Here is a 17919-nt window from a genome sequence, read left to right as displayed (position 1 = left end):
GGCGAGCGCACGGCCGGTCGCACCGCGCCCGCCGAGGCCGCGCGGCCCGCGGTGCCCATCGCCGAGGTCGGGGCCGACCAGGCCCAGGCGGTCGGGTCGGGCATCGCCGAGCTCGACCGCGTGCTCGGCGGCGGGGTCGTGCCCGGCGCGGTGCTGCTGCTCGCCGGGGAGCCCGGCGTGGGCAAGTCGACCCTGCTGCTGGAGATGGCCGCCCGCTGGGCGCGCGCCGGACGCCGCACGCTGTACGTCTCCGGCGAGGAGTCCGCCGCCCAGGTACGGCTGCGCGCCGAGCGCACGGGCGCGCTCGCCGACGAGCTGTTCCTCGCCGCCGAGACCGACCTCGGCGCGGTGCTGAGTCAGATCAGCCAGGTCAAGCCCAGCCTGCTGATCGTCGACTCGGTCCAGACCGTCGCCTCGGCGGAGGTCGACGGGCTGCCGGGCGGCCTCGCGCAGGTGCGCGAGGTGGCGGCCTCGCTGATCGGCGTGGCGAAGTCGAACGACATCGCCACACTCCTCGTCGGGCACGTCACCAAGGACGGCACCGTCGCCGGGCCGCGCGTGCTGGAGCATCTGGTCGACGTCGTCGTGCAGTTCGAGGGCGACCGGTCGTCGCGGCTGCGGCTGTTGCGGGCGATCAAGAACCGCTTCGGGCCGGTCGACGAGATCGGCTGCTTCGACCTCACTGACGGCGGCATCGTCGAGGTCCCCGATCCGACGGGGCTGTTCGTCTCCCGACATGAGCAGCCGGTGGCGGGCACCTGCGTCACGGTGACGCTGGAGGGCCGCCGCGCGCTGCTGGCCGAGGTGCAGGCGCTCACCGTCGAGGCGACCTCCGGCGGCAATCCGCGCCGCACCTCCAGCGGCCTCGACAGTTCGCGCGTGGCGATGATCCTCGCGGTGCTCACCAAACACTGCGGCATCCCGGTGCAGCAGTCCGACGTCTACGCCGCCTCGGTCGGCGGGGCGCGGCTCACCGAGCCGTCGGTCGACCTCGCCATGGCCATCGCGCTCGCCTCGGCCATCAGCGACCGCCCGTGCCCGACCGACCTCATCGCGCTCGGCGAGGTCGGTCTGGCCGGCGAGGTGCGGCCGGTCCGCGAGCTGCCCGCCCGGCTCCGCGAGGCGGCGCGCATCGGCTTCCGGCGGGCCATCGTCCCAGTCGGCGCCGACCTCGACGGCCTCGACGACACCCTGCGTGTCGCGGCGGTCGGCGACGTCGCCTCGGCCCTGCGCGCCGCGCTCGCCTGACTGTCAGCCCCTCGACCTAAACTGGGCCGATGCCGCACCGCACCGACCTCCGCTCCGTCCTGGCGTCCGTCGCGCCGGGCACGGAGTTGCGCGAGGGCTTGCAGCGCATCCTGCGCGGCCGCACCGGAGCGCTGGTGGTGATCGGCCATGACAAACAGGTCGATGCGCTCTCGACGGGCGGCTTCGCGCTCGACGTCCCCTTCTCGGCCACCGGCATGCGGGAGCTGGCCAAGATGGACGGCGCGATCATCCTCGACGCCGCCGCCCAGCGCATCGTGCGCGCCGCCGTCCACCTCGTGCCCGATCCGAAGATCCCGACGACGGAGTCCGGCACCCGACACCGCACCGCCGACCGCGTCGCCCGGCAGACCGGCGCCCCGGTCATCTCGGTGTCGGCGTCGATGCACACCATCGCGGTCTACGTCGGCGACGTCCGGCACGTGCTGGAAGAGCCCGCCGCGATCCTCGGCCGCGCCGACCAGGCGATCCAGACGCTGGAGCGCTATCGGCACCGGCTCGACGAGGTCGCCGACGCGCTGACCGCTTTGGAGATCGAGGACCTCGCCACGGTGCGCGACGTCGCCCAGGTGGCGCAGCGGCTCGAGATGGTCGGCCGCATCGCCCGCGAGATCGACACCTATGTGCTGGAGCTCGGCGTCGAGGGCCGCCTGCTCGCCTTGCAGCTCGACGAACTCGTGTCCGGCGTGCAGACCGAACGCGAGCTGCTGATCCGCGACTACATGCCACGGGGCCGCCGCTCGCGCACGACCCGCGAGGTGTTGGCCGACGTGGAGGCGGTCGACGCCACCGACCTGGTCGACCTCGGCCGCATCGCGCGGGCACTGCGCATCGGCAGCGAGGACACCCTCGACGCGGCGCTCTCACCGCGCGGGCACCGCCTCATGTCGCGGGTGCCGCGCATCCCGCCGACGGTCGGCCAACGCGTGGTCGACCACTTCGGCTCACTGCAGAAGTTGCTCGCGGCCACGGTGGAGGAGCTGACCGCCGTCGACGGGGTCGGCGACCTGCGCGCCCGCACCCTGCGCGAGGGCCTGTCCCGCCTCGCCGACTCCACCATCCTCGACCGCTACGTCTGACCCCATCCCCGTCAAGGCGGTGAGTTATCCACGTTTCCGTGGAAGCGGTGCCTCATCCACCCTATGATCCCTCATACGGTGGACGAGACACCGACAGGTCGCCAAAGGTGGACAGCTCACCGCCTCGGGGGGTCGTTAGGCGGCGGGAGCGGGAGTCGGTGTCGGGGAGGGAGTCGGTTCGGGGGCGGGCGGAGCCTCGGCGAGCGTGAAGGCGGCCTCGCCGGGCTCACCGCCGAGGGTGCCGAGCTTGACCGTGTAGGCCCCGGCGGGCACGGCGGCCTCCGTCTCGCCGCACGTCGACCCCGAGACCCGTCCGTCCCAAGTGACCGTCACGGCCGTCACCCACTCGGGGTTGAGCGCGACGGGAGCGGTCAGCAGCGAGGCCGGGCAGGCGGTCGAGTCGTAGACGGGCGCCTCGCCGTCGTCGATCACCACGACCAACTCGGCCGCGGCGGCGTCGAGCAGACAGGGGGCGTCGCCGCTGGTGGAGACGCCCAGCGTCATCTGGACGTCGGCCCCGGCGGTCTGTCCCTCGGGCACGAGCGGCGCGATCCGCACCGACTCCGGCGCGCACGGCTCCGTGCTCGTGGCGAGGCCCACCCGGACCATGCCGTCGGCCGCTTCCTGCGTGGTCTCCGTCGCTGTCGGAGTCGGCGTCGGCTCGGCGTCCTTCTCGTCGCCGCCTCCACCGGTCAGCAGCCGGACGATCAGCCAGACCAGCAGGATCAGACCCAACACACCGACGCCCACGACGATGCGGCGGCGACGGTAGACCTCGGGCGGCAACGGACGACTCACACGCACCACGGTAGCCGGTCCGGGCGACGCCGGGACGCGGCGAGGCCCCGTGCGAGGATCGTCCCGCCATGACCACGACCGCCTCGCCCCTCCACGAGCCCGTGCTCGCCTGGTTCGAGACGCACGCCCGGTCGCTCCCGTGGCGCGACGACCCGGCGCCATGGCGGGTCATGGTCTCGGAGTTCATGCTCCAGCAGACGCCTGTGGCCCGCGTGCGGCCCGTCTTCGAGGCGTGGATGGAACGGTGGCCGACGCCCGCCGACCTCGCCGCCGAGCCGGTGGGCGAGGCGGTGCGCGCGTGGGGCCGCCTCGGCTACCCTCGCCGGGCGCAGCGGCTGCACGGGGCAGCCGTCGCCATCGTGGAACGTCACGGCGGGGAAGTGCCGCCCGCCTACGAGGACCTCATCGCACTGCCTGGCGTCGGCGACTACACCGGGTCGGCGATCGCGTCCTTCGCCTTCGGGGCGCGGCACGTCGTGCTCGACACGAATGTGCGGCGGGTGTTCGCGCGGGCCGTCGGCGGCCGTCAATACCCGGACCGCTCCGTCACGGCCGCCGAGCGACAGCGGGCCGCGACCCTGTTGCCCCGTCATGACGCCGCACGCTGGGCGGCCGCGACGATGGAGCTGGGAGCGATCGTCTGCACCGCGTCGTCACCGGCCTGCGGCCAATGTCCGATCGACGACCAGTGCCGCTGGCGGGCGCTCGGCTGTCCCGAGCACGACGGACCGCCGCGCAAGGGCCAGGCCTGGGCCGGCACCGACCGTCAGGTGCGCGGCAAGCTCCTCGCGGTGCTGCGCGCGTCCGTCGAACCGGTGCCGAAAGCCGACCTCGACCGCGTCTGGGGCGACGCCGACCAACGCGAACGCTGCCTCGACTCCCTCATCGACGACGCTCTCGTCACCCCTCTCCCCGACGGAACCTTCCGCCTCTGACGAGCCGCCTCGCGCCTTACCTGCGCGCCTCTTCGTGGTGGCGGATGACCTCGTCGATGACGAAGGTGAGGAACTTCTCGGCGAAGGTGGGGTCGAGGTCGGCGTCGACGGCGAGGGAGCGCAGGCGGGTGATCTGTCGGGCCTCGCGGTCCGGGTCGGACGGGGGGAGGTCGTGATCGGCCTTGAGCCGACCGACGCGCTGGGTGTGCTTGAACCGCTCGGCGAGCAGATGCACCAGGGCCGCGTCGATGTTGTCGATGCTGGCTCGGATCCGCCCGAGCTCCTCGGTCACGCTGCTGTCGTCGCTCACCCTGCCCATCCTAGAGCCCGCCCGGCCACCCCGACGCGCCTGCAGGGAGCCGTCCGGGTAGCATCGTCCCGGTCCGACGGGCGATCCCTGGCGGACTCCGCCGCTTTAGCTCAGTCGGCAGAGCGTTTCACTCGTAATGAAAAGGTCGTCGGTTCGATTCCGACAAGCGGCTCCACCGAATCCCCCTGGAATTCCAGGGGGATTTCGCTTTTCGAGAATGACTTTCGAAGAGGAGAGGTGAGCCATCTTGTCAGCCATTCCGCCCCAGCGGAGCCCGACACTCCCCAGCGTCTCGCCGCGTCGAAGGCACGCGTGGGGTGGGACATCGACGTGCGGATCGTCGCCAAGCCACCTGAACGACGAAGCCAGGTCCAGACATACACCGCGGGCTATCGGTCAGAAGTCGGCATCGGGCTCCACCTGCTTCGGGACGTAGACGCGGGAGGGGATTGACGCGGACATGCTCCACTACGTTCAGGTGTCGCACGACAACGCATCGAACCCGTCGGCCGCGTCCGGACTGGTTCGGCCACTGACCGACTGCGCTCACCGACCGCGAACGCCGCCAGGTCCGGGGCGCCCACGCCGTTCTCGACGAACTCGAAGACCTCGGCCACCGCATCGCCACCCGCGCGAAGCAAGAGCTGTGACTCCACGACTGCGTTACTGTTAGCGACCATCGGACCGGGCACCGTTAACATCGACAACATGCGCGACCATGTCGGAAACCCCTTCTCCCCGGGCTCCGACGCCATACCGTCAGTGTGGGCCGCTCGTCTACTTGACGGGGCTGCAGGATTTCACCGACCTCGCCGAGGCTCGCAAAGGCGCGACCTTCACACGCCGCTTCGCCACCGCCATCCTCGAGCCGATCAGCGACGCCGATCTACGTACGGCTCTCCACCCTTTCGTGCGTGAGGACTACCAGGCTGAGGACTCCGACCACCACGTGCAGATGGCTCCCGACGCCGCCGACTTGATCGTTCGACTGTGTTGCGGCGAGCCGTTCTTGTTCCGACTCGTCGGCTACCAGGCGTGGAACGCTGGCAGCGGAGACGTCATCACCACTGATGATGTGCGCCGAGGGCGGGCGACTGCCCGGCCTGAGGCCAGCATGCACCTCGAACGCGTCGATCTGGCTGGCGACCTCGCCTCGCGGCTCGTCTTCTGCGGCGACTACGTCGACCGGGGGCCGGAATCCGCAGGCGTGCTCCAGCGGATTCGGGAGAAACAGCACGCCCACCCCGGTCGTGTCGACGCGGTCGTCGCCGACGTCGCGCGACGCAGCTATGACCCCGCGACGCACCCGGGCCGACCGACGCCGCTCTGCGTGCCGAGATCCTCACCCGTCACCGAGATCTGATCGACTGGCTGCGAAGCCTGTCACTCTACGTCGACCTGCCCCACGCCCGGTACCCGCACGCCGGACTGGACGAGGATGCCGGACGCTGGGCGCTGCAGGCCACCGACGACTTCACGATGACGCACAAGTTCCCGCCGAGCGTCGGCCCGAGCCCCGTCGGCAAGCCGATCGTCGCCGGGCACGTCCGCGCCGGCGCCGTGCGCGGGTCGGACGACTACTCCGCCTTCTACGACGGGGAGGGCCACTGGCTCATCGACGGCGGCGTCGAGTTCACCGAGCGGCTCAACGTGCTGACCTACCATGTGCGCCAGGCGCGGTGGGAGCGCTGGCAGACCCCGTACGCCCCGCCGACGAGCTGAGTTCCGGAGAGAATTTCAGCGTCATTCTGGTCGGTCATGGGTTTGCTGTACCCGGCAAATCCGCATGGCGCATGCGGATTCGCCGGGTAATTGGTCGATGTCGATGGCCGTGATCGGGGCGTTCGACCATTCCGCTAACCCCATGCAGCCAATCCGTCGGGGTCGCCGTCACAGCGGATCGGACGACGGAGTGAAAGCTTCGATATGACGAGGACGCACCACAGAGAAGTGACGGCGGTCGAAGGCGGCTGTCTCGGAGATATTGAGGGATTCGGCGATAGCGACGACGGACGCGTCGGCGGTTCCCAGCCCGAGGTCCGCGTATTGCGCGACGAGATCGGCTGTGCGGCGCACGAGAACGGAGTCGAGTGAGACGAGTTCGAACCCTCCGTCGGCGACAGCGTGGAGGAAGGCTGACCCAGTGGCGGAGTCGGTGTATTTCGCTATCAGGTAGCCGGCTTCGGCTGACACGGTGGCGGGGACGAGGAATGGCATCAGCCTAGTCCGGCTCCAGGAAGGGCGAAAGGCAAACGACGTGTCGCCGTCACTCCGGCTCGTCAGACTCGACGAGGACGGAGCCGATGAGCCGGTCGGTGGCGATGGCGTCGGGGGAGGGCTCGTCGCGGCCGTCGGCGAAGGCGAGACGCGTGGCCGACAGGTGGGCCAGGCGCACCGCCTGGATGACGAGCACGCGCCGCAGCCCGACGCTCACCTCGCCGCGCTCGTGCGCGACGGCGGCGAGCCGGGCGATGGTCTCGGCGCGGCGGGCGATGCGGACGTCGGGGTGGCCGCGCTCCTCGCGGGTGGCGGCGTCGATGAGGCCGAAACGGTACGACGGCGGCAGCTCGACGGGCGGGCTGACCGGCGGGATCTTCTCGTTGAGGATCGCGCGGAACCGGCTCTGCTCGATGGCGCTCAGATAGGCGGTGTACTCGGTGGCGTCGAGTGTCTGCTGCGCCTGACGGCGGTCGTTTCTCGCGAGGGCGTCGAGCTCCCACAGCGGCCAGAGCTCAACCTCGGCCACCTCGAAGGTGTCGAGGATGCGCATGGCGACCGCGTCGGTGCGTTGGTTGGTGAGGTGGCGGCGCACCCGGATGGACAGTCCCTCTTTGGTCTGCCCGACGTAGATCGGCTCGCCGTCGTAGTCGTAGAAAGCGTACACGCCCCACTTCGCCTGGCCGACGGGCTGGCCGTTGTCGGCGGGAGCGGTGAGCGCGAGCTGCAGCGCCGAGCGGAAGTCGCGGACGTTCTTGGCGGGCAGGTCGCGCCGGGCCGGACGGGGGCGCTCGTCACCGGCCACCGACGGCCTCCAACGGCGCGGCGCCGGCCAGCTCGCCGCGCAACAGCGGCAGCAGATAGTGCTCGGCCAGCCAGGACACGACCGGCACGCAGACCGCGTCGCCGAAGCCGAACAGGGCCTGGCTGTCGCGGGCGGGCGTGAGGTCGAAGTCGCCCGCGCCCATGAGCCGCGCGTACTCGCCCGCGCTCATCCAGCGCACCCGGGTCCGGCCGCGTCCGGTGCGCACGACCGCCTGCTTCGACGATCCGCCGCGCGCCGTGCGCAGGCAGCCGGCGATGTCGTCGGCGCGCACCTCCCAGCGGGCGCGACCCTGCCGGGTGCGGCGGTAGGCGGTGCGGTACGAGATCGACCGGGCGCTCTGCAACTGGGCGAGTCGTGCGGCTTGCAGCGGGGAGAGCGAGTCGACGAAGGCGGCGGTGCGATCGTCGTCCCACCAGTCGCCGCGACGGTCGGCGAGCGTGCCGAACCCCTCGGTGAGCGGCGGCGGGGGAGCGGGCAGCGCTGCCCGATGAGTGCGCAGCGACGGGTCGCCGAAGGGGGTCTGCAGCCAGTCGGGACGCAGCTCGCTGCCGGTGTCGGCGGTGTCGGCCGGGGCGGCGAGGGCGGCGACGAGGAAGATCCGGGGGCGTGACTGCGGCACGAAACGGCGTGCGTCGAGGGCGAGCACGTCGACGCTGTAGCCGAGCCGGTTCAGCTCGGTGATGGCTTGGGCGAGGTCGTCGCCGCCGTGCGAGGTGGCGAAACCGACCACGTTCTCCAAGGCGACCACGGGCGGACGGCGCTCGCCCATCTCCTCCAGAACGCGCGTGAAGTGCCAAAAAGTACTCGATTGCGAACCGTTGTTGAGCCCACGACGGTTTCCGGCCAGCGACAGGTCGGTGCAGGGGAAGGACGACCACGCCAGCTCGACGTCGGGCAGATCGTCACCGCCGACCGTGGCGATGTCTTGCTCGACGTAGTGGTCGCCGCCGTGCTGGTGGGTGTAGAGGAGCGTCTTCTGCGGGTCGAAGTCATTCGCCCAGGCGACGTCGAGCCCCGCCGCGTCGAGGCCGAGCCGGGCCAGTCCGATGCCCGCGAAGAACTCCGCGACCCGAGGTCGTCCCGCCGCCGCGCCCGGCAGCGCGCGCAGGGGAGAGGTCGGCTCGGTCATGGGCTCTACGGTAGGCGGCGCCGCCGACACTTTCGTTCGATGGTCCGGGACTGAGATCCCGACAGGTTCAGGGTCCCAGGAGCGCCAGCGGCACGACGGCGACCCCGTCCGGCCGACGATAGGCGTGGGGCCCGGTGGTGATCACGACCTTGTCCGCGAGGCGGTCCCCCAACTCGTCGCCGAGCCAGTTGAGATGGCGTACATCGTGGTCCGTCACGGTTCCCGCGAGTTTGACCTCGATCGCGACGACCCGAAGCCCACGGTCCTCGACGATGAGATCGACCTCCCGGCTCGTGTCGGCTGACCTGAGATGTCCGACCTCCGCCTCAGCCGCAGCCGCGTAGACCCGCACCGACTGAGTGGCGAGAGACTCGAACAAAGCCCCGAGCCAGGTGCCAGCCGAGGCTCCCACACGTGTTCCCGCCCCACGGAGCAGCGCCTCTTTGCCCACTCCGGCCAGACTGGCGGCGATGGCTGGGTCTACCAGGTGATGCTTGGGGGTCTTGGTCAAGCGCCGCAACGGGGCGAAGGCGGGTGTCCACGCGGGCACCGGATCGAGGATGAACACGCGTTGGAGGTGCTCGCGGTAGGAGTCGACGGTTTGCCTGGCTGGTTTGTCGTCTTCTCCGGCGGTGGCGGCGTTGAGGATGTGGCTGTACGCGGCGTCGGTCGCGGTCGCGGCCCCGTAGGCGGCCAGCCAAGCGCGTAGCGCCCGTGGGCGGCGCACCCTCATGCCGTTGTCGGGGAGTTCGTGGTCGACGATCCTGTCGATGTAACTGTCGATCTGCAGGTTCCGCTGACGCTCGGGCCGGTCACGGATGCCGGGGAAGCCGGAACGGACGATCTCCTCGGCGTAGTCGGCCGCGGTCAGCGGCGATGCTCCGCCGATGTCAGGGCGCGTGCCTGTGAGGAGGTCCTGGAGGGAGACCGTGGGATCGATCAGTCGTCGTTCGCTGACGGCCAGCGGCCGCATGACCATGCGCACGATGCGACCGGCACCCGAGTGGATGCGCGTTCCTGGAGCGACTTGGGCGGAGCCCGCCAGTAAGAACTGGGCCTCGTCAGGGTTGGCGTCGACCGCGCGGCGAACCCGGTCCCACACGGGAGGAAAAATTTGCCACTCGTCGACGAACACGGGCGGCTTCGCTGTCGAGACCAGGTCGAGATGGGCACGAACCGCCTCGAGTTGAAGAGGGTCGTCCAGTGAGAGGACCGTCTCCGCGCGCTGGCTAGCCGTAGCGGTCTTCCCGACTCCTTTGGCGCCTTCCAGCGCAATGGCGGGCAGTCCTGGGAAGACCTCGTCCAGGATCGTGTCGATCACCCGGCGCACGTACTCCATGAACGTGAATCTAGCAGACCAGGGCTATTCTATTAGGCAGATATAGGCTTGCCTGTCATGCGTTTCTAGGTTCTCTCGCAAGCTTGCTCCGCCGGGCGAAGGGCAGGGCGGACGGGTGGCGTCTCAGGCAAGCCGGTTCTCTCACGGTATTGAAGACCAACGGAACAACCCCCAGAGCAAAGAGCGCTCTGGGGGTTGTTCCGTTGGTGGCCAGGACCGGGGTCGAACCGGTGACCTTCCGCTTTTCAGGCGGACGCTCGTACCAACTGAGCTACCTGGCCATCGCTTGCGAACGAGCGACCGCGCGATCTTATCGCACGTCCGGCGAGACGGTCACAGCACCGTCACGACGTCCTCGTAGGCACGGCGGGGCAGGCGCGGGAACCAGGCGTCCGGGCCGGGCTTGCCGATGTTCACCACGGCGAAGGACTTGACGGCCGTGCCCGCGAAGAACTCCTCGTCGACGGCGTCGTGGTCGAAGCCGTTCATCGGGCCTGCGGCCAGTCCGGCCGCGCGGATCGCGACGATGAGGTAGCCGAGCTGGATGCCGCCGTTGAAGCGGGCCGTCTCGGCGCGCTGCTCGGGGCCGCCGAACCAGTCCTTCGCACCGGGGTTGTGCGGGAAGACCTCGGGCATGTGCTCGTGGAAGTCGCCGTCGGCGCCGAGGATCGCCACGACCGGCGCGGCGCCGGTCTTGGCGCGGTTGCCATCTGACATGTGCGGCAGCAGCCGGGCCTTCGCCTCGTCGCTCGTCAGGAAGAGGAGGCGCAGCGGCTGGGAGTTCGCGGCGGTCGGACCGAGCTTGACGAGGTGGTAGATCGCTTCCAACGTCTCAGTCGACACCGGCTCGTCGGTGAAGGTGTTGGCGGTGCGCGCCTCGCGGAAGATCCGGTCGAGGGCGCCGTCGGTGAGGGCGAAACCGTCAGCAGTCGCAGTTGAGCTCATGGCAGGACTCAACCACGAAGAGTCGTGGATTCTTCCAGCAGTGTCCGGTGTCACGCCGCAGCGTGACCCGAGACTGCCGGATCTGTTGGCAGTGGGTCAGAAGAGGCGCGAGTAGTCAGCCTCTTCGGCAGGCACGCGGGTCTCCCACGAAGAGTCCTCTTCCTTCGCGAACCAAGCAGACGGACCGAATTTGATCTGCGGCGGCGTCTCATCGTTCTCAACGGCCCCCTCAGGCAGTCGGAGATCGACCTTCCATTCATAGGCGCCCCGGTAGATCGCTGTCACGTCAGTGAGGACCTGTGAGCCGAGTGCGGCGTTGACCTCCTCGATCAGACCGTCGTCTTTGACCGCGAGTCCCGGAGTGTCGACCTCTTGCCGCACACCGAACACCTCGTGAACGACTCGGTCCTCAAGCGAACACACCTGGTTGATCTGGTCCACCAGAACACGCTGTGCCAGAGAGTCGATTGTGGTGCCACTCACACGACCGTCTCGTTTTTGTCAGCGGGCTGTGCGAGGGTTCTCGTCATGAGCGAACCCGCGATCGCCGCCGAGGGCCTGGTCAAGGTCTTCGGCGAGAACCGAGCCGTCGACGGCGTCGACCTGAGCGTCGAGGCCGGCGGGGTGTTCGGGGTGCTGGGGCCCAACGGCGCCGGCAAGACCACCACCATCCGCATGCTGGCCACCCTGTTGAAGCCCGACGGCGGACACGCGCGCGTGCTCGGCCACGACGTCGCCGCCGAGGCCGCCGCGGTGCGGTCCAAGGTCGCGATGACCGGCCAGTTCGCCTCGCTCGACGCCGATCTGACCGGCCGCGAGAACCTCGCGCTGCTGGCCAAGCTCTACGGCTTCCGCGGCAAGGCCGCCGGCGAGCGGGCCGACCAACTGCTCGACGCCTTCGACCTGTCCGAGGCTGCCGACCGGCAGGTCAAGCGGTACTCCGGCGGCATGCGGCGGCGCATCGACATCGCCGGATCGCTCGTGGTGCGCCCCGAGCTGATGTTCCTCGACGAGCCGACCACCGGCTTGGACCCCCGCAGCCGCAACCAGGTGTGGGAGATCGTGCGGGCGCTCGTCGCGGCGGGCACCACGGTGCTGCTCACCACGCAGTACCTCGAGGAGGCCGACCAGCTGGCCGACCGGATCGCGGTCATCGACAAGGGCCGGGTCATCGCCGAGGGCACCAGCGGCGAGCTCAAAGCCTCGGTCGGCTCCGGCGCGCTCAAGGTCCGGGTGGCCGCTCCTGAACAGCGCGACCAAGCGGCGAGTCTGCTCGGCCAATGGCTGTCGGCCGAGCCGGTCCGCGAGCGCGACCCCTACGCGCTCACCCTCTCCGTCGGTGATCCGACCGCGGTGCCGCAGGCGCTCGCCCGCCTGGGCTCCGAGGGCGTGGCCGTCACCGAGTTCTCCCTCGGCCAGCCCAGCCTCGACGAGGTCTTCTTGGCCCTCACCGGCGAACACGTCACCGACGACTCCGACACCGATGCCGACCAGGAGGCGTCATGACCAGCATGTCCACCGAGGCCGCGGCCAAAGTCGCCCGCGCCATCGGCGAGGCGGCGCGTCCGGAGCCCATCGGCCCGCTCGCCTCCTCGGCGGCTTTCACCCATCGTGCGCTGCTCAAGATCAAGCACGTCCCGGAACAGCTGATGGACGTCACGCTGTTCCCGATCCTGTTCACGGTGATGTTCACCTTCATCTTCGGCGGCGCCATCGAGGGATCCACCTCGGCGTACATCCAGTACCTCGCGCCGGGCATCCTCGTGCAGACCGTCGTGATGATCACCATGTACACGGCGATGAACATCAACGACGACATCGACAAGGGAGTCTTCGACCGCATCCGCGCACTGCCGGTCTGGCGTCCGTCGCTCATGGTCGGCGCGCTGCTGGCCGACACCCTCCGCTACACGATGGCCTCCACGATCATCCTCGTCGTGACGATGCTCATCGGCTACCGTCCGCCGGGCGGCGTGCTCGGCATCGTGTCGGCGGTCGGCCTGCTGTTGGTGTTCTGCTTCTGCCTGAGCTGGCTGTGGACGCTCTTCGGCCTCATGCTGCGCACCCCGCAGGCGGTCATGGGCGTGTCGATGATGGTGATGTTCCCGCTGACCTTCCTGTCGAACGTCTTCGTCTCCATCGACACCATGCCGGGCTGGCTGCAGCCGATCGTCGAGCGCAACCCGATCTCCTCCGTGGTCACCGCGGTGCGCAGCCTCATGGAGGGCTCGCCCGACGGCGGCGCCATCCTCACGGTCCTGCTCATCGGCGCCGGCGTGCTCGTCGTCTTCGGCACTCTCACGATGCGCCGGTTCAGCCGCATGAGCTGACCAGCCCGTTACGCTCGCCGGGTGGGCGCTATCTCGCTGATCCGGCACGGGCAGGCCTCGTGGGCATCCGACGACTACGACCAGTTGAGCGATCTCGGCCAACGTCAGGCCAGTTGGGTCGGGCTGGCGTGGGAGGCCGGGGGGCTGCGGCCGACGTGGTCGGTGGCCGGCTCGATGAGGCGTCACGCGCAGACCGCCGTCGGCGCGATCGACGCGATCGACGGCGACCTTTACGACGTGAACGCCGGGTGGAACGAGTACGACCATCTCGCGCTGGTCCAGATGAGCGACGCGGCCGACCGGCCCGCCGACGCCAAAGAGTTCCAAGCGTTGCTCGACGCGGCGCTGGAACGGTGGGTCGCAGGGGAGGCGAGCGCCGACGGGGAGAGCTTCGCCCAGTTCTCCGAGCGGGTGCTCGGCTCGCTCGACGCCGCCGTCCGCGGCGCCGGGTCGGGCCAGCACGTCGCGGTGTTCACCTCCGGCGGCCCCATCGCGCTCGTCGCCTCCCACCTGCTGGCCGGCGACGCCTCGCTGTTCATCACGCTCAACCGGGTCGTCGTCAACGCCTCCGTCACCACCCTCATGGTCGGCCGCGGCGGCACGCGACTGCTCACCTTCAACGAGCACTCACACATTCCTCGGGACTCGGTCACCTTCCGCTGACGGCATTCACGTCTTCACAAGGTCCGGCAACGGCAACCGCGCGACACCCGCCTCGGGGTTCATCGGCATGTGTCCGTATCCCGCCCAATGACGCGCCGCCAAACGGTGATGCGGATGCACGGCCACGACCTGGGAGACGACCGGCGTCTGACCGAGAAGCATGCGCGCGTACTTGTCGTGGATCTTCACCGCGTCCTTTTCCACGAAGACTTGGCCGACGTACTTCGCGTCGATGATCAACAGCTCGGGCCGCACGCCGCCACGCAGCACCACCACGTCAGGCGTCGCCCGCCCCTGTGCCCGCTCCGGGTCGGGGTGCCGCACATACTCGATCCCCGCCCAGCTGTCCGCCGGTCGGGTCGTGACGCACGGCTCGAAAGCGACCCTGATGTCGCCGGGGAATCTCACGGTCGCGCCTGCGGGGATGTCGATGCGCGGCCCCCGAGCAGTCTCGGCGCGCAGCACACTGAATCCGCCGGCTATCGGATCTCCGTACTTCTCACGCGCTTGAAGGAGCACCTGCAAGAACACCCAGTACTCGTACAGTCGGCTCAAACCACGAACACCCAGACGGATCTCGCCGGGTCCCTCCACCGGTGCGAGGTCCGGTCGCGTCAACAGGCGACGTACCCGCTGCACCTGCCGGTACCGCTGGTCGAGCACATAGCTCGACCCGGCGAAACCGCCCGGCCGGAGGTCGCAGAACGGCTCCACCGAGAGCCACCGAGCCGCATAGGAGGCGACGGCGGCGTCACCGCGACGCAGCGCGTACGCCCTGATCCGCCGCAGCGTGTCGGCGACCATGGCGTTGTCGGCCGTCATCGCCGTCCGTTCGACGACCCGGACGAGAGCGCTTCCGCCACGGGGCAACGCCCGTAACGTCGCCGCCGTCAACTCCCGCCGGTGTCGGACCCGCAACGAGGATCGGTATCCGACAGTGTCGCGCAACTCCTCGTGCGGCTGCGCCGCGATCTGCCGGACAACGCCTTCGATCTCCTTCCACAGGTCGGCTGGCGGCGGCGGCCCTGCCTCCAAATGGGAGAGCGCCTCCGGGTCGAGCGTCAGACCGGTCCACACCGTCTCGACGTCAGCCCGCAGCCGACGGTAGGCGTCCTGGCTCATCTTGTCGGGCACGACGTCGATCTCGCCGAGCGGAACACCCTCGACGCTCACGGAGATCAGCCCGATGTGCCCGCGCAAATCGTCGAAGTCGCGCAGCTTGAACGAGACGTCGCCCCGGTTGCTCGCGGTGACGTCGATCTGGTCGCCGAGGGTGACGGTCGCGTTCGCCTCCACACCGCGCAGGCGGAACAGGTCGCTCTCCCCGATCTGCGCCGGAGGCTGGTCCGAGGCCAGCCTGTGCCACCGTTGAGCGCCGAAGATCTGCGCCATCAGCGCGGGATCCCGATGTGCGGAGCGGTGCCGTCGATGTAGGCGTCGTCGGACACTGACGGATCGAGCCACCGGTCGACGACCGCCAGCGACTCACCGCACTTCTCGGCGACCAACGCTTCCCGCATTGCCTCCAGGGCAGGCGTCAGCTCGCGCTTGAAGCCGCGCACCTTCGGGATGATGCGCTGGAGGACGCCCATGTCGAGCGCGACGTGCGACTCCAGGATGTCCTCGGCGTTGGCGAGGAACCGCTCGATCTCGACGTGGGATCGCAACCCGACGCCGATGCCCACCAGCTCCAGCATCTCGGCGAACCCGACGAGGATGTCGTGATGCTCCGAGGACGGCTCGACTTTGACCAAGGCACGCCACGCGTCACTGTCGACCACCCACGGCTGGGTCTCCTTCGTGTCCTCCGCCTCGTGGTGACCGCGCGACCATCGGAGCTTGAGCTGGAGAAGGTTCGCCCGATCGATCACCCGGTCCGAGAGCGGCCTCGTGGTCTCGTCGACGTTCACTGTGCCGATGACGAAGAGGTTCGTCGGGAAACGCAACTCGGCCGGCCACTGCTGCGCGTTCCTCGGCTTCGCGCCCCGGGTGTAGAGCGGCAGCGTCACATCGTCGAAGCCCGCGCGGACCGACTCCATCGCCGAGAGGAACTCCGCGAGGTACTGCTCGACCGGCGCGAGGTTCATCTCGTCGAGGAGGACGAAGAACAGGTCGTCGGGGTTCGCCTGGCAGGAACGGGCCACATCGGCCAACCAGCCCGGTTCGAAATCCCCCGACATCGGGTTGATGTAGCCGAGGACGTCGGACTGGTCGATCCAGTCCGGCCGCACCGCGATCCGACGGAAACGTCCGTTGGCCGCCGACGAGCCGAAGGCCTCCGCGACCAGGCGCGCGATGCTGCTCTTGCCCGATCCCGTCAACCCGGCGAGGATGACGAAAGGCTTGGTCTTGAGCGCCACGAACAGCCGTTTCAGGTCGTTCTCGTCGTAGTCGATGCGCTCCGTGCAGTATTTGATGAGGTGGCCGAGCAACTCGCCTTCGGAGTGACGGTCTGGAATCCATCGGCGGGTGATCAGCTTGTTGATCTCCGCCTCCAAGGCCAACAACCCCGCGTGCGTGGCCATGATCTCCACGTCGGTGGAGTCACGGTCGACGATCGGCGGCGCCGACTGCCGTAGCTCGGCCCGCCGGTCCTCGTCGATCGAGGGGTCCGAGAGTGCGTCGGCGACCCGCTCTCGGGTACGTCGCACCTCCTCGACGCGGTCGTCTCGCAAGTTGGCGACCTGACGCTCCATCTCTTCCAGCCGACTGCGCGTGATCGTGGCTTTCGCCTCATTGTTGAGGTCGTAGACGCGCTCCTTCGTCGTCCCCAACGTCTCGAGGGTCTTGACGTGACGTTGGAACTCCTCCCGCCGGAGTCTGGCGACCTGGTTCTCCAGCCGTTCTCCGGCCTCGCGCACCCCCTCTCGCAGGGTCGACTCCCGGCCGTCGACCAGCAAGGTCGCGATGTCGTCTCGCAGCGATCGTAGATCCGCGTCCTCGACGCCGACTCGTTCCGCACGGTGGAGAGCGGCGTCGATCTCGCTCTGCCACCGACGTGTGGACAGCTCGATCTCCTTGTCGCCCTGATGTTGACCGATGAGCTCGTGCGCGTGGTCGAAGTCGCCCTCGAGGAAGTACAACTCGATCTCGTCGATCGCCTCGCTGTCGAGGTCAGCCTGTCGGAGCTCCTCGATCTGCGACTCGATCTGCGGGATCTGATGCAACGCCTCCGAAATCGCGGGCAGCGCCGGCGCCGCGGCGTAGAGGTCGTACCGTTCGTCGACCCAGGGGCGTAGCAGGAGCGCCACTTGATGTCGGCTCCCCGTGTCGAGTCGCTCCAGTTCGGCGTCGAGCGTCGACTCCAGGTCCGCAGGCCGAGGAGGATCGACCAGTACCGGGAACAACAAGACATCGGCGCTGTCGCCCAGCAGATCGCGCATCTCCTCGGGGACCTCCCGCAGGACTGGCACATCGACGTCGGGGGTGTGCGACAGCCAGATCTGCGTCTCCTCGCGCAGATCGTAGAGGAAGTCCGCCATCTGCTGCACCCGGTATTTGATGGCCTTCCAACGATCGGAGTTCTCGATGATGTCGCTGGCGATGAGAATGCGCTTGACATCGTCTTCGATATCGGCGATCTCCGGACCCGGACGACCCGATCGCAACGCGCTGATGTGCGGCTCGAACAACTCGATGAACTGATCCCAGGCAGCTCGTTCTTTCGGGATGCGCGAGTTCCCGTAGTAGTCCATACTCAACGGACCCTTCGTTCCGGGCTCGATCAACGCGCGGCCCTTAGCGACGGTGCTCCGCGCGCTGAGCCACCTCCAGGGCGCGATATCGGAGTGGATGTCCCGCAACGCGGTCATGGCATCGGCGAGATCGCCGCGGATGTCGGCGGGCAGCTGGTAGCACGACCCGTTGGCCGACTCGCCGGTCACGACCTTCACCCACCAGTCCATGACAGTCGCGGGGACCGAGCCCGGCGCCACGGTCGCCAGACAGCTGCGGACAGCGCCTGCGAGAGCGGGGTAGTTCTTCTCATGGAGGATCGGGCCGATCAATCGGACGAGGTCGAGCGTGTCGGACTCATCGGTGACCTGACGGGCGGAGAGCAGCGAGCTGAGGAGGGGCATGTC

General features: G+C 69.1%; 18 protein-coding genes and 2 tRNA genes. 9 read left to right on the top strand and 11 right to left on the bottom strand.

The genetic code is table 11. The features are described from left to right. Nucleotides 1-1248: DNA repair protein RadA (gene radA, locus QM621_RS03045; protein ID WP_414988872.1), on the top strand; the 1248-nt coding region annotated here is incomplete at its 5' end. 29 nt (nt 1249-1277) lie between these two features. Next, the gene (gene disA / locus QM621_RS03040; RefSeq protein ID WP_414988871.1) at nt 1278-2345 is read left to right on the top strand and encodes a DNA integrity scanning diadenylate cyclase DisA; all 1068 of its coding nucleotides are present in this window, start codon (nt 1278-1280) and stop codon (nt 2343-2345) included. A 135-nt stretch (nt 2346-2480) separates the two neighbouring features. Here disA and QM621_RS03035 read toward each other — a convergent pair whose 3' ends face one another. After that, nucleotides 2481-3143, bottom strand: a complete 663-nt coding sequence (locus QM621_RS03035) for a hypothetical protein (protein WP_414988870.1) — start codon at nt 3141-3143, stop codon at nt 2481-2483. A gap of 68 nt (nt 3144-3211) precedes the next feature. Here QM621_RS03035 and QM621_RS03030 point away from each other — a divergent pair, with 68 nt between their 5' ends. Next, the gene (locus QM621_RS03030; protein ID WP_414988869.1) at nt 3212-4078 is read left to right on the top strand and encodes an A/G-specific adenine glycosylase; all 867 of its coding nucleotides are present in this window, start codon (nt 3212-3214) and stop codon (nt 4076-4078) included. A 16-nt stretch (nt 4079-4094) separates the two neighbouring features. Here QM621_RS03030 and QM621_RS03025 read toward each other — a convergent pair whose 3' ends face one another. Further along, nucleotides 4095-4397, bottom strand: a complete 303-nt coding sequence (locus tag QM621_RS03025) for a chorismate mutase (RefSeq protein WP_414988868.1) — start codon at nt 4395-4397, stop codon at nt 4095-4097. A gap of 90 nt (nt 4398-4487) precedes the next feature. On the opposite strand from QM621_RS03025, the gene QM621_RS03020 reads away from it, so the two are divergent. The 3 genes from QM621_RS03020 (at nt 4488) to QM621_RS03010 (ending at nt 6110) form a co-directional block, all read left to right on the top strand. Next, a tRNA-Thr gene (locus QM621_RS03020) sits at nt 4488-4563 on the top strand. Nucleotides 4564-5169: 606 nt separating this feature from the next. Beyond that, the gene (locus QM621_RS03015; protein WP_414988867.1) at nt 5170-5751 is read left to right on the top strand and encodes a hypothetical protein; all 582 of its coding nucleotides are present in this window, start codon (nt 5170-5172) and stop codon (nt 5749-5751) included. Between the two features lie 116 nt (nt 5752-5867). Next, nucleotides 5868-6110 carry a hypothetical protein gene (locus tag QM621_RS03010; protein ID WP_414988866.1) on the top strand — a complete coding sequence of 81 codons (243 nt, stop codon included), beginning with the start codon at nt 5868-5870 and terminating at the stop codon, nt 6108-6110. A gap of 168 nt (nt 6111-6278) precedes the next feature. On the opposite strand, the gene QM621_RS03005 is transcribed toward QM621_RS03010, so the two are convergent. From QM621_RS03005 to QM621_RS02975, 7 genes are all read right to left on the bottom strand, one after another. Then, a complete protein-coding gene (locus QM621_RS03005) occupies nt 6279-6605 on the bottom strand; it encodes a type II toxin-antitoxin system VapC family toxin (protein ID WP_414988865.1) in 327 nt (108 codons plus the stop codon). A gap of 49 nt (nt 6606-6654) precedes the next feature. Beyond that, nucleotides 6655-7410, bottom strand: coding sequence for a GIY-YIG nuclease family protein (locus QM621_RS03000; protein WP_414988864.1), 756 nt, complete (start codon nt 7408-7410; stop codon nt 6655-6657). Beyond that, nucleotides 7400-8560 carry a DNA cytosine methyltransferase gene (locus QM621_RS02995; protein ID WP_414988863.1) on the bottom strand — a complete coding sequence of 387 codons (1161 nt, stop codon included), beginning with the start codon at nt 8558-8560 and terminating at the stop codon, nt 7400-7402. Before QM621_RS02995 ends, QM621_RS03000 begins: the two co-directional genes overlap by 11 nt. Before the next feature lie 67 nt (nt 8561-8627). Further along, nucleotides 8628-9899, bottom strand: a complete 1272-nt coding sequence (locus QM621_RS02990) for an ATP-binding protein (protein ID WP_414988862.1) — start codon at nt 9897-9899, stop codon at nt 8628-8630. 204 nt (nt 9900-10103) lie between these two features. After that, a tRNA-Phe gene (locus QM621_RS02985) sits at nt 10104-10180 on the bottom strand. A gap of 52 nt (nt 10181-10232) precedes the next feature. After that, nucleotides 10233-10844 carry a malonic semialdehyde reductase gene (locus QM621_RS02980; protein ID WP_414988861.1) on the bottom strand — a complete coding sequence of 204 codons (612 nt, stop codon included), beginning with the start codon at nt 10842-10844 and terminating at the stop codon, nt 10233-10235. Between the two features lie 96 nt (nt 10845-10940). Further along, a complete protein-coding gene (locus QM621_RS02975) occupies nt 10941-11285 on the bottom strand; it encodes a hypothetical protein (RefSeq protein WP_414988860.1) in 345 nt (114 codons plus the stop codon). A gap of 87 nt (nt 11286-11372) precedes the next feature. On the opposite strand from QM621_RS02975, the gene QM621_RS02970 reads away from it, so the two are divergent. From QM621_RS02970 to QM621_RS02960, 3 genes are read left to right on the top strand one after another with little or no spacing between them, the layout of a single operon-like run. Continuing rightward, entirely contained in the window at nt 11373-12350 is a 978-nt protein-coding gene (locus tag QM621_RS02970) for an ATP-binding cassette domain-containing protein (protein ID WP_414988859.1), read from the top strand. After that, entirely contained in the window at nt 12347-13174 is an 828-nt protein-coding gene (locus QM621_RS02965; RefSeq protein ID WP_414988858.1) for an ABC transporter permease, read from the top strand. Before QM621_RS02970 ends, QM621_RS02965 begins: the two co-directional genes overlap by 4 nt. A 21-nt stretch (nt 13175-13195) precedes the next feature. Then, on the top strand, nt 13196-13837 hold the full coding sequence (locus QM621_RS02960; RefSeq protein ID WP_414988857.1) for a histidine phosphatase family protein: 642 nt from the start codon (nt 13196-13198) through the stop codon (nt 13835-13837). A gap of 6 nt (nt 13838-13843) precedes the next feature. On the opposite strand, the gene QM621_RS02955 is transcribed toward QM621_RS02960, so the two are convergent. Together QM621_RS02955 and QM621_RS02950 are read right to left on the bottom strand one after the other, a co-directional pair. Continuing rightward, nucleotides 13844-15229: a hypothetical protein gene (locus tag QM621_RS02955; protein WP_414988856.1), complete on the bottom strand. Its 1386-nt coding sequence runs from the start codon at nt 15227-15229 to the stop codon at nt 13844-13846. Beyond that, nucleotides 15229-17916: an McrB family protein gene (locus QM621_RS02950; protein ID WP_414988855.1), complete on the bottom strand. Its 2688-nt coding sequence runs from the start codon at nt 17914-17916 to the stop codon at nt 15229-15231. The genes QM621_RS02955 and QM621_RS02950 overlap by 1 nt, the downstream gene beginning before the upstream one ends. Nucleotides 17917-17919: the final 3 nt, after the last annotated feature.

This window comes from Aeromicrobium sp., assembly GCF_047606445.1.
GTDB lineage: Bacteria > Actinomycetota > Actinomycetes > Propionibacteriales > Nocardioidaceae > Aeromicrobium.
The sequence above is the reverse complement of the archived record's forward strand: the minus strand, read 5'-3'. Positions and strand labels throughout refer to the sequence as shown.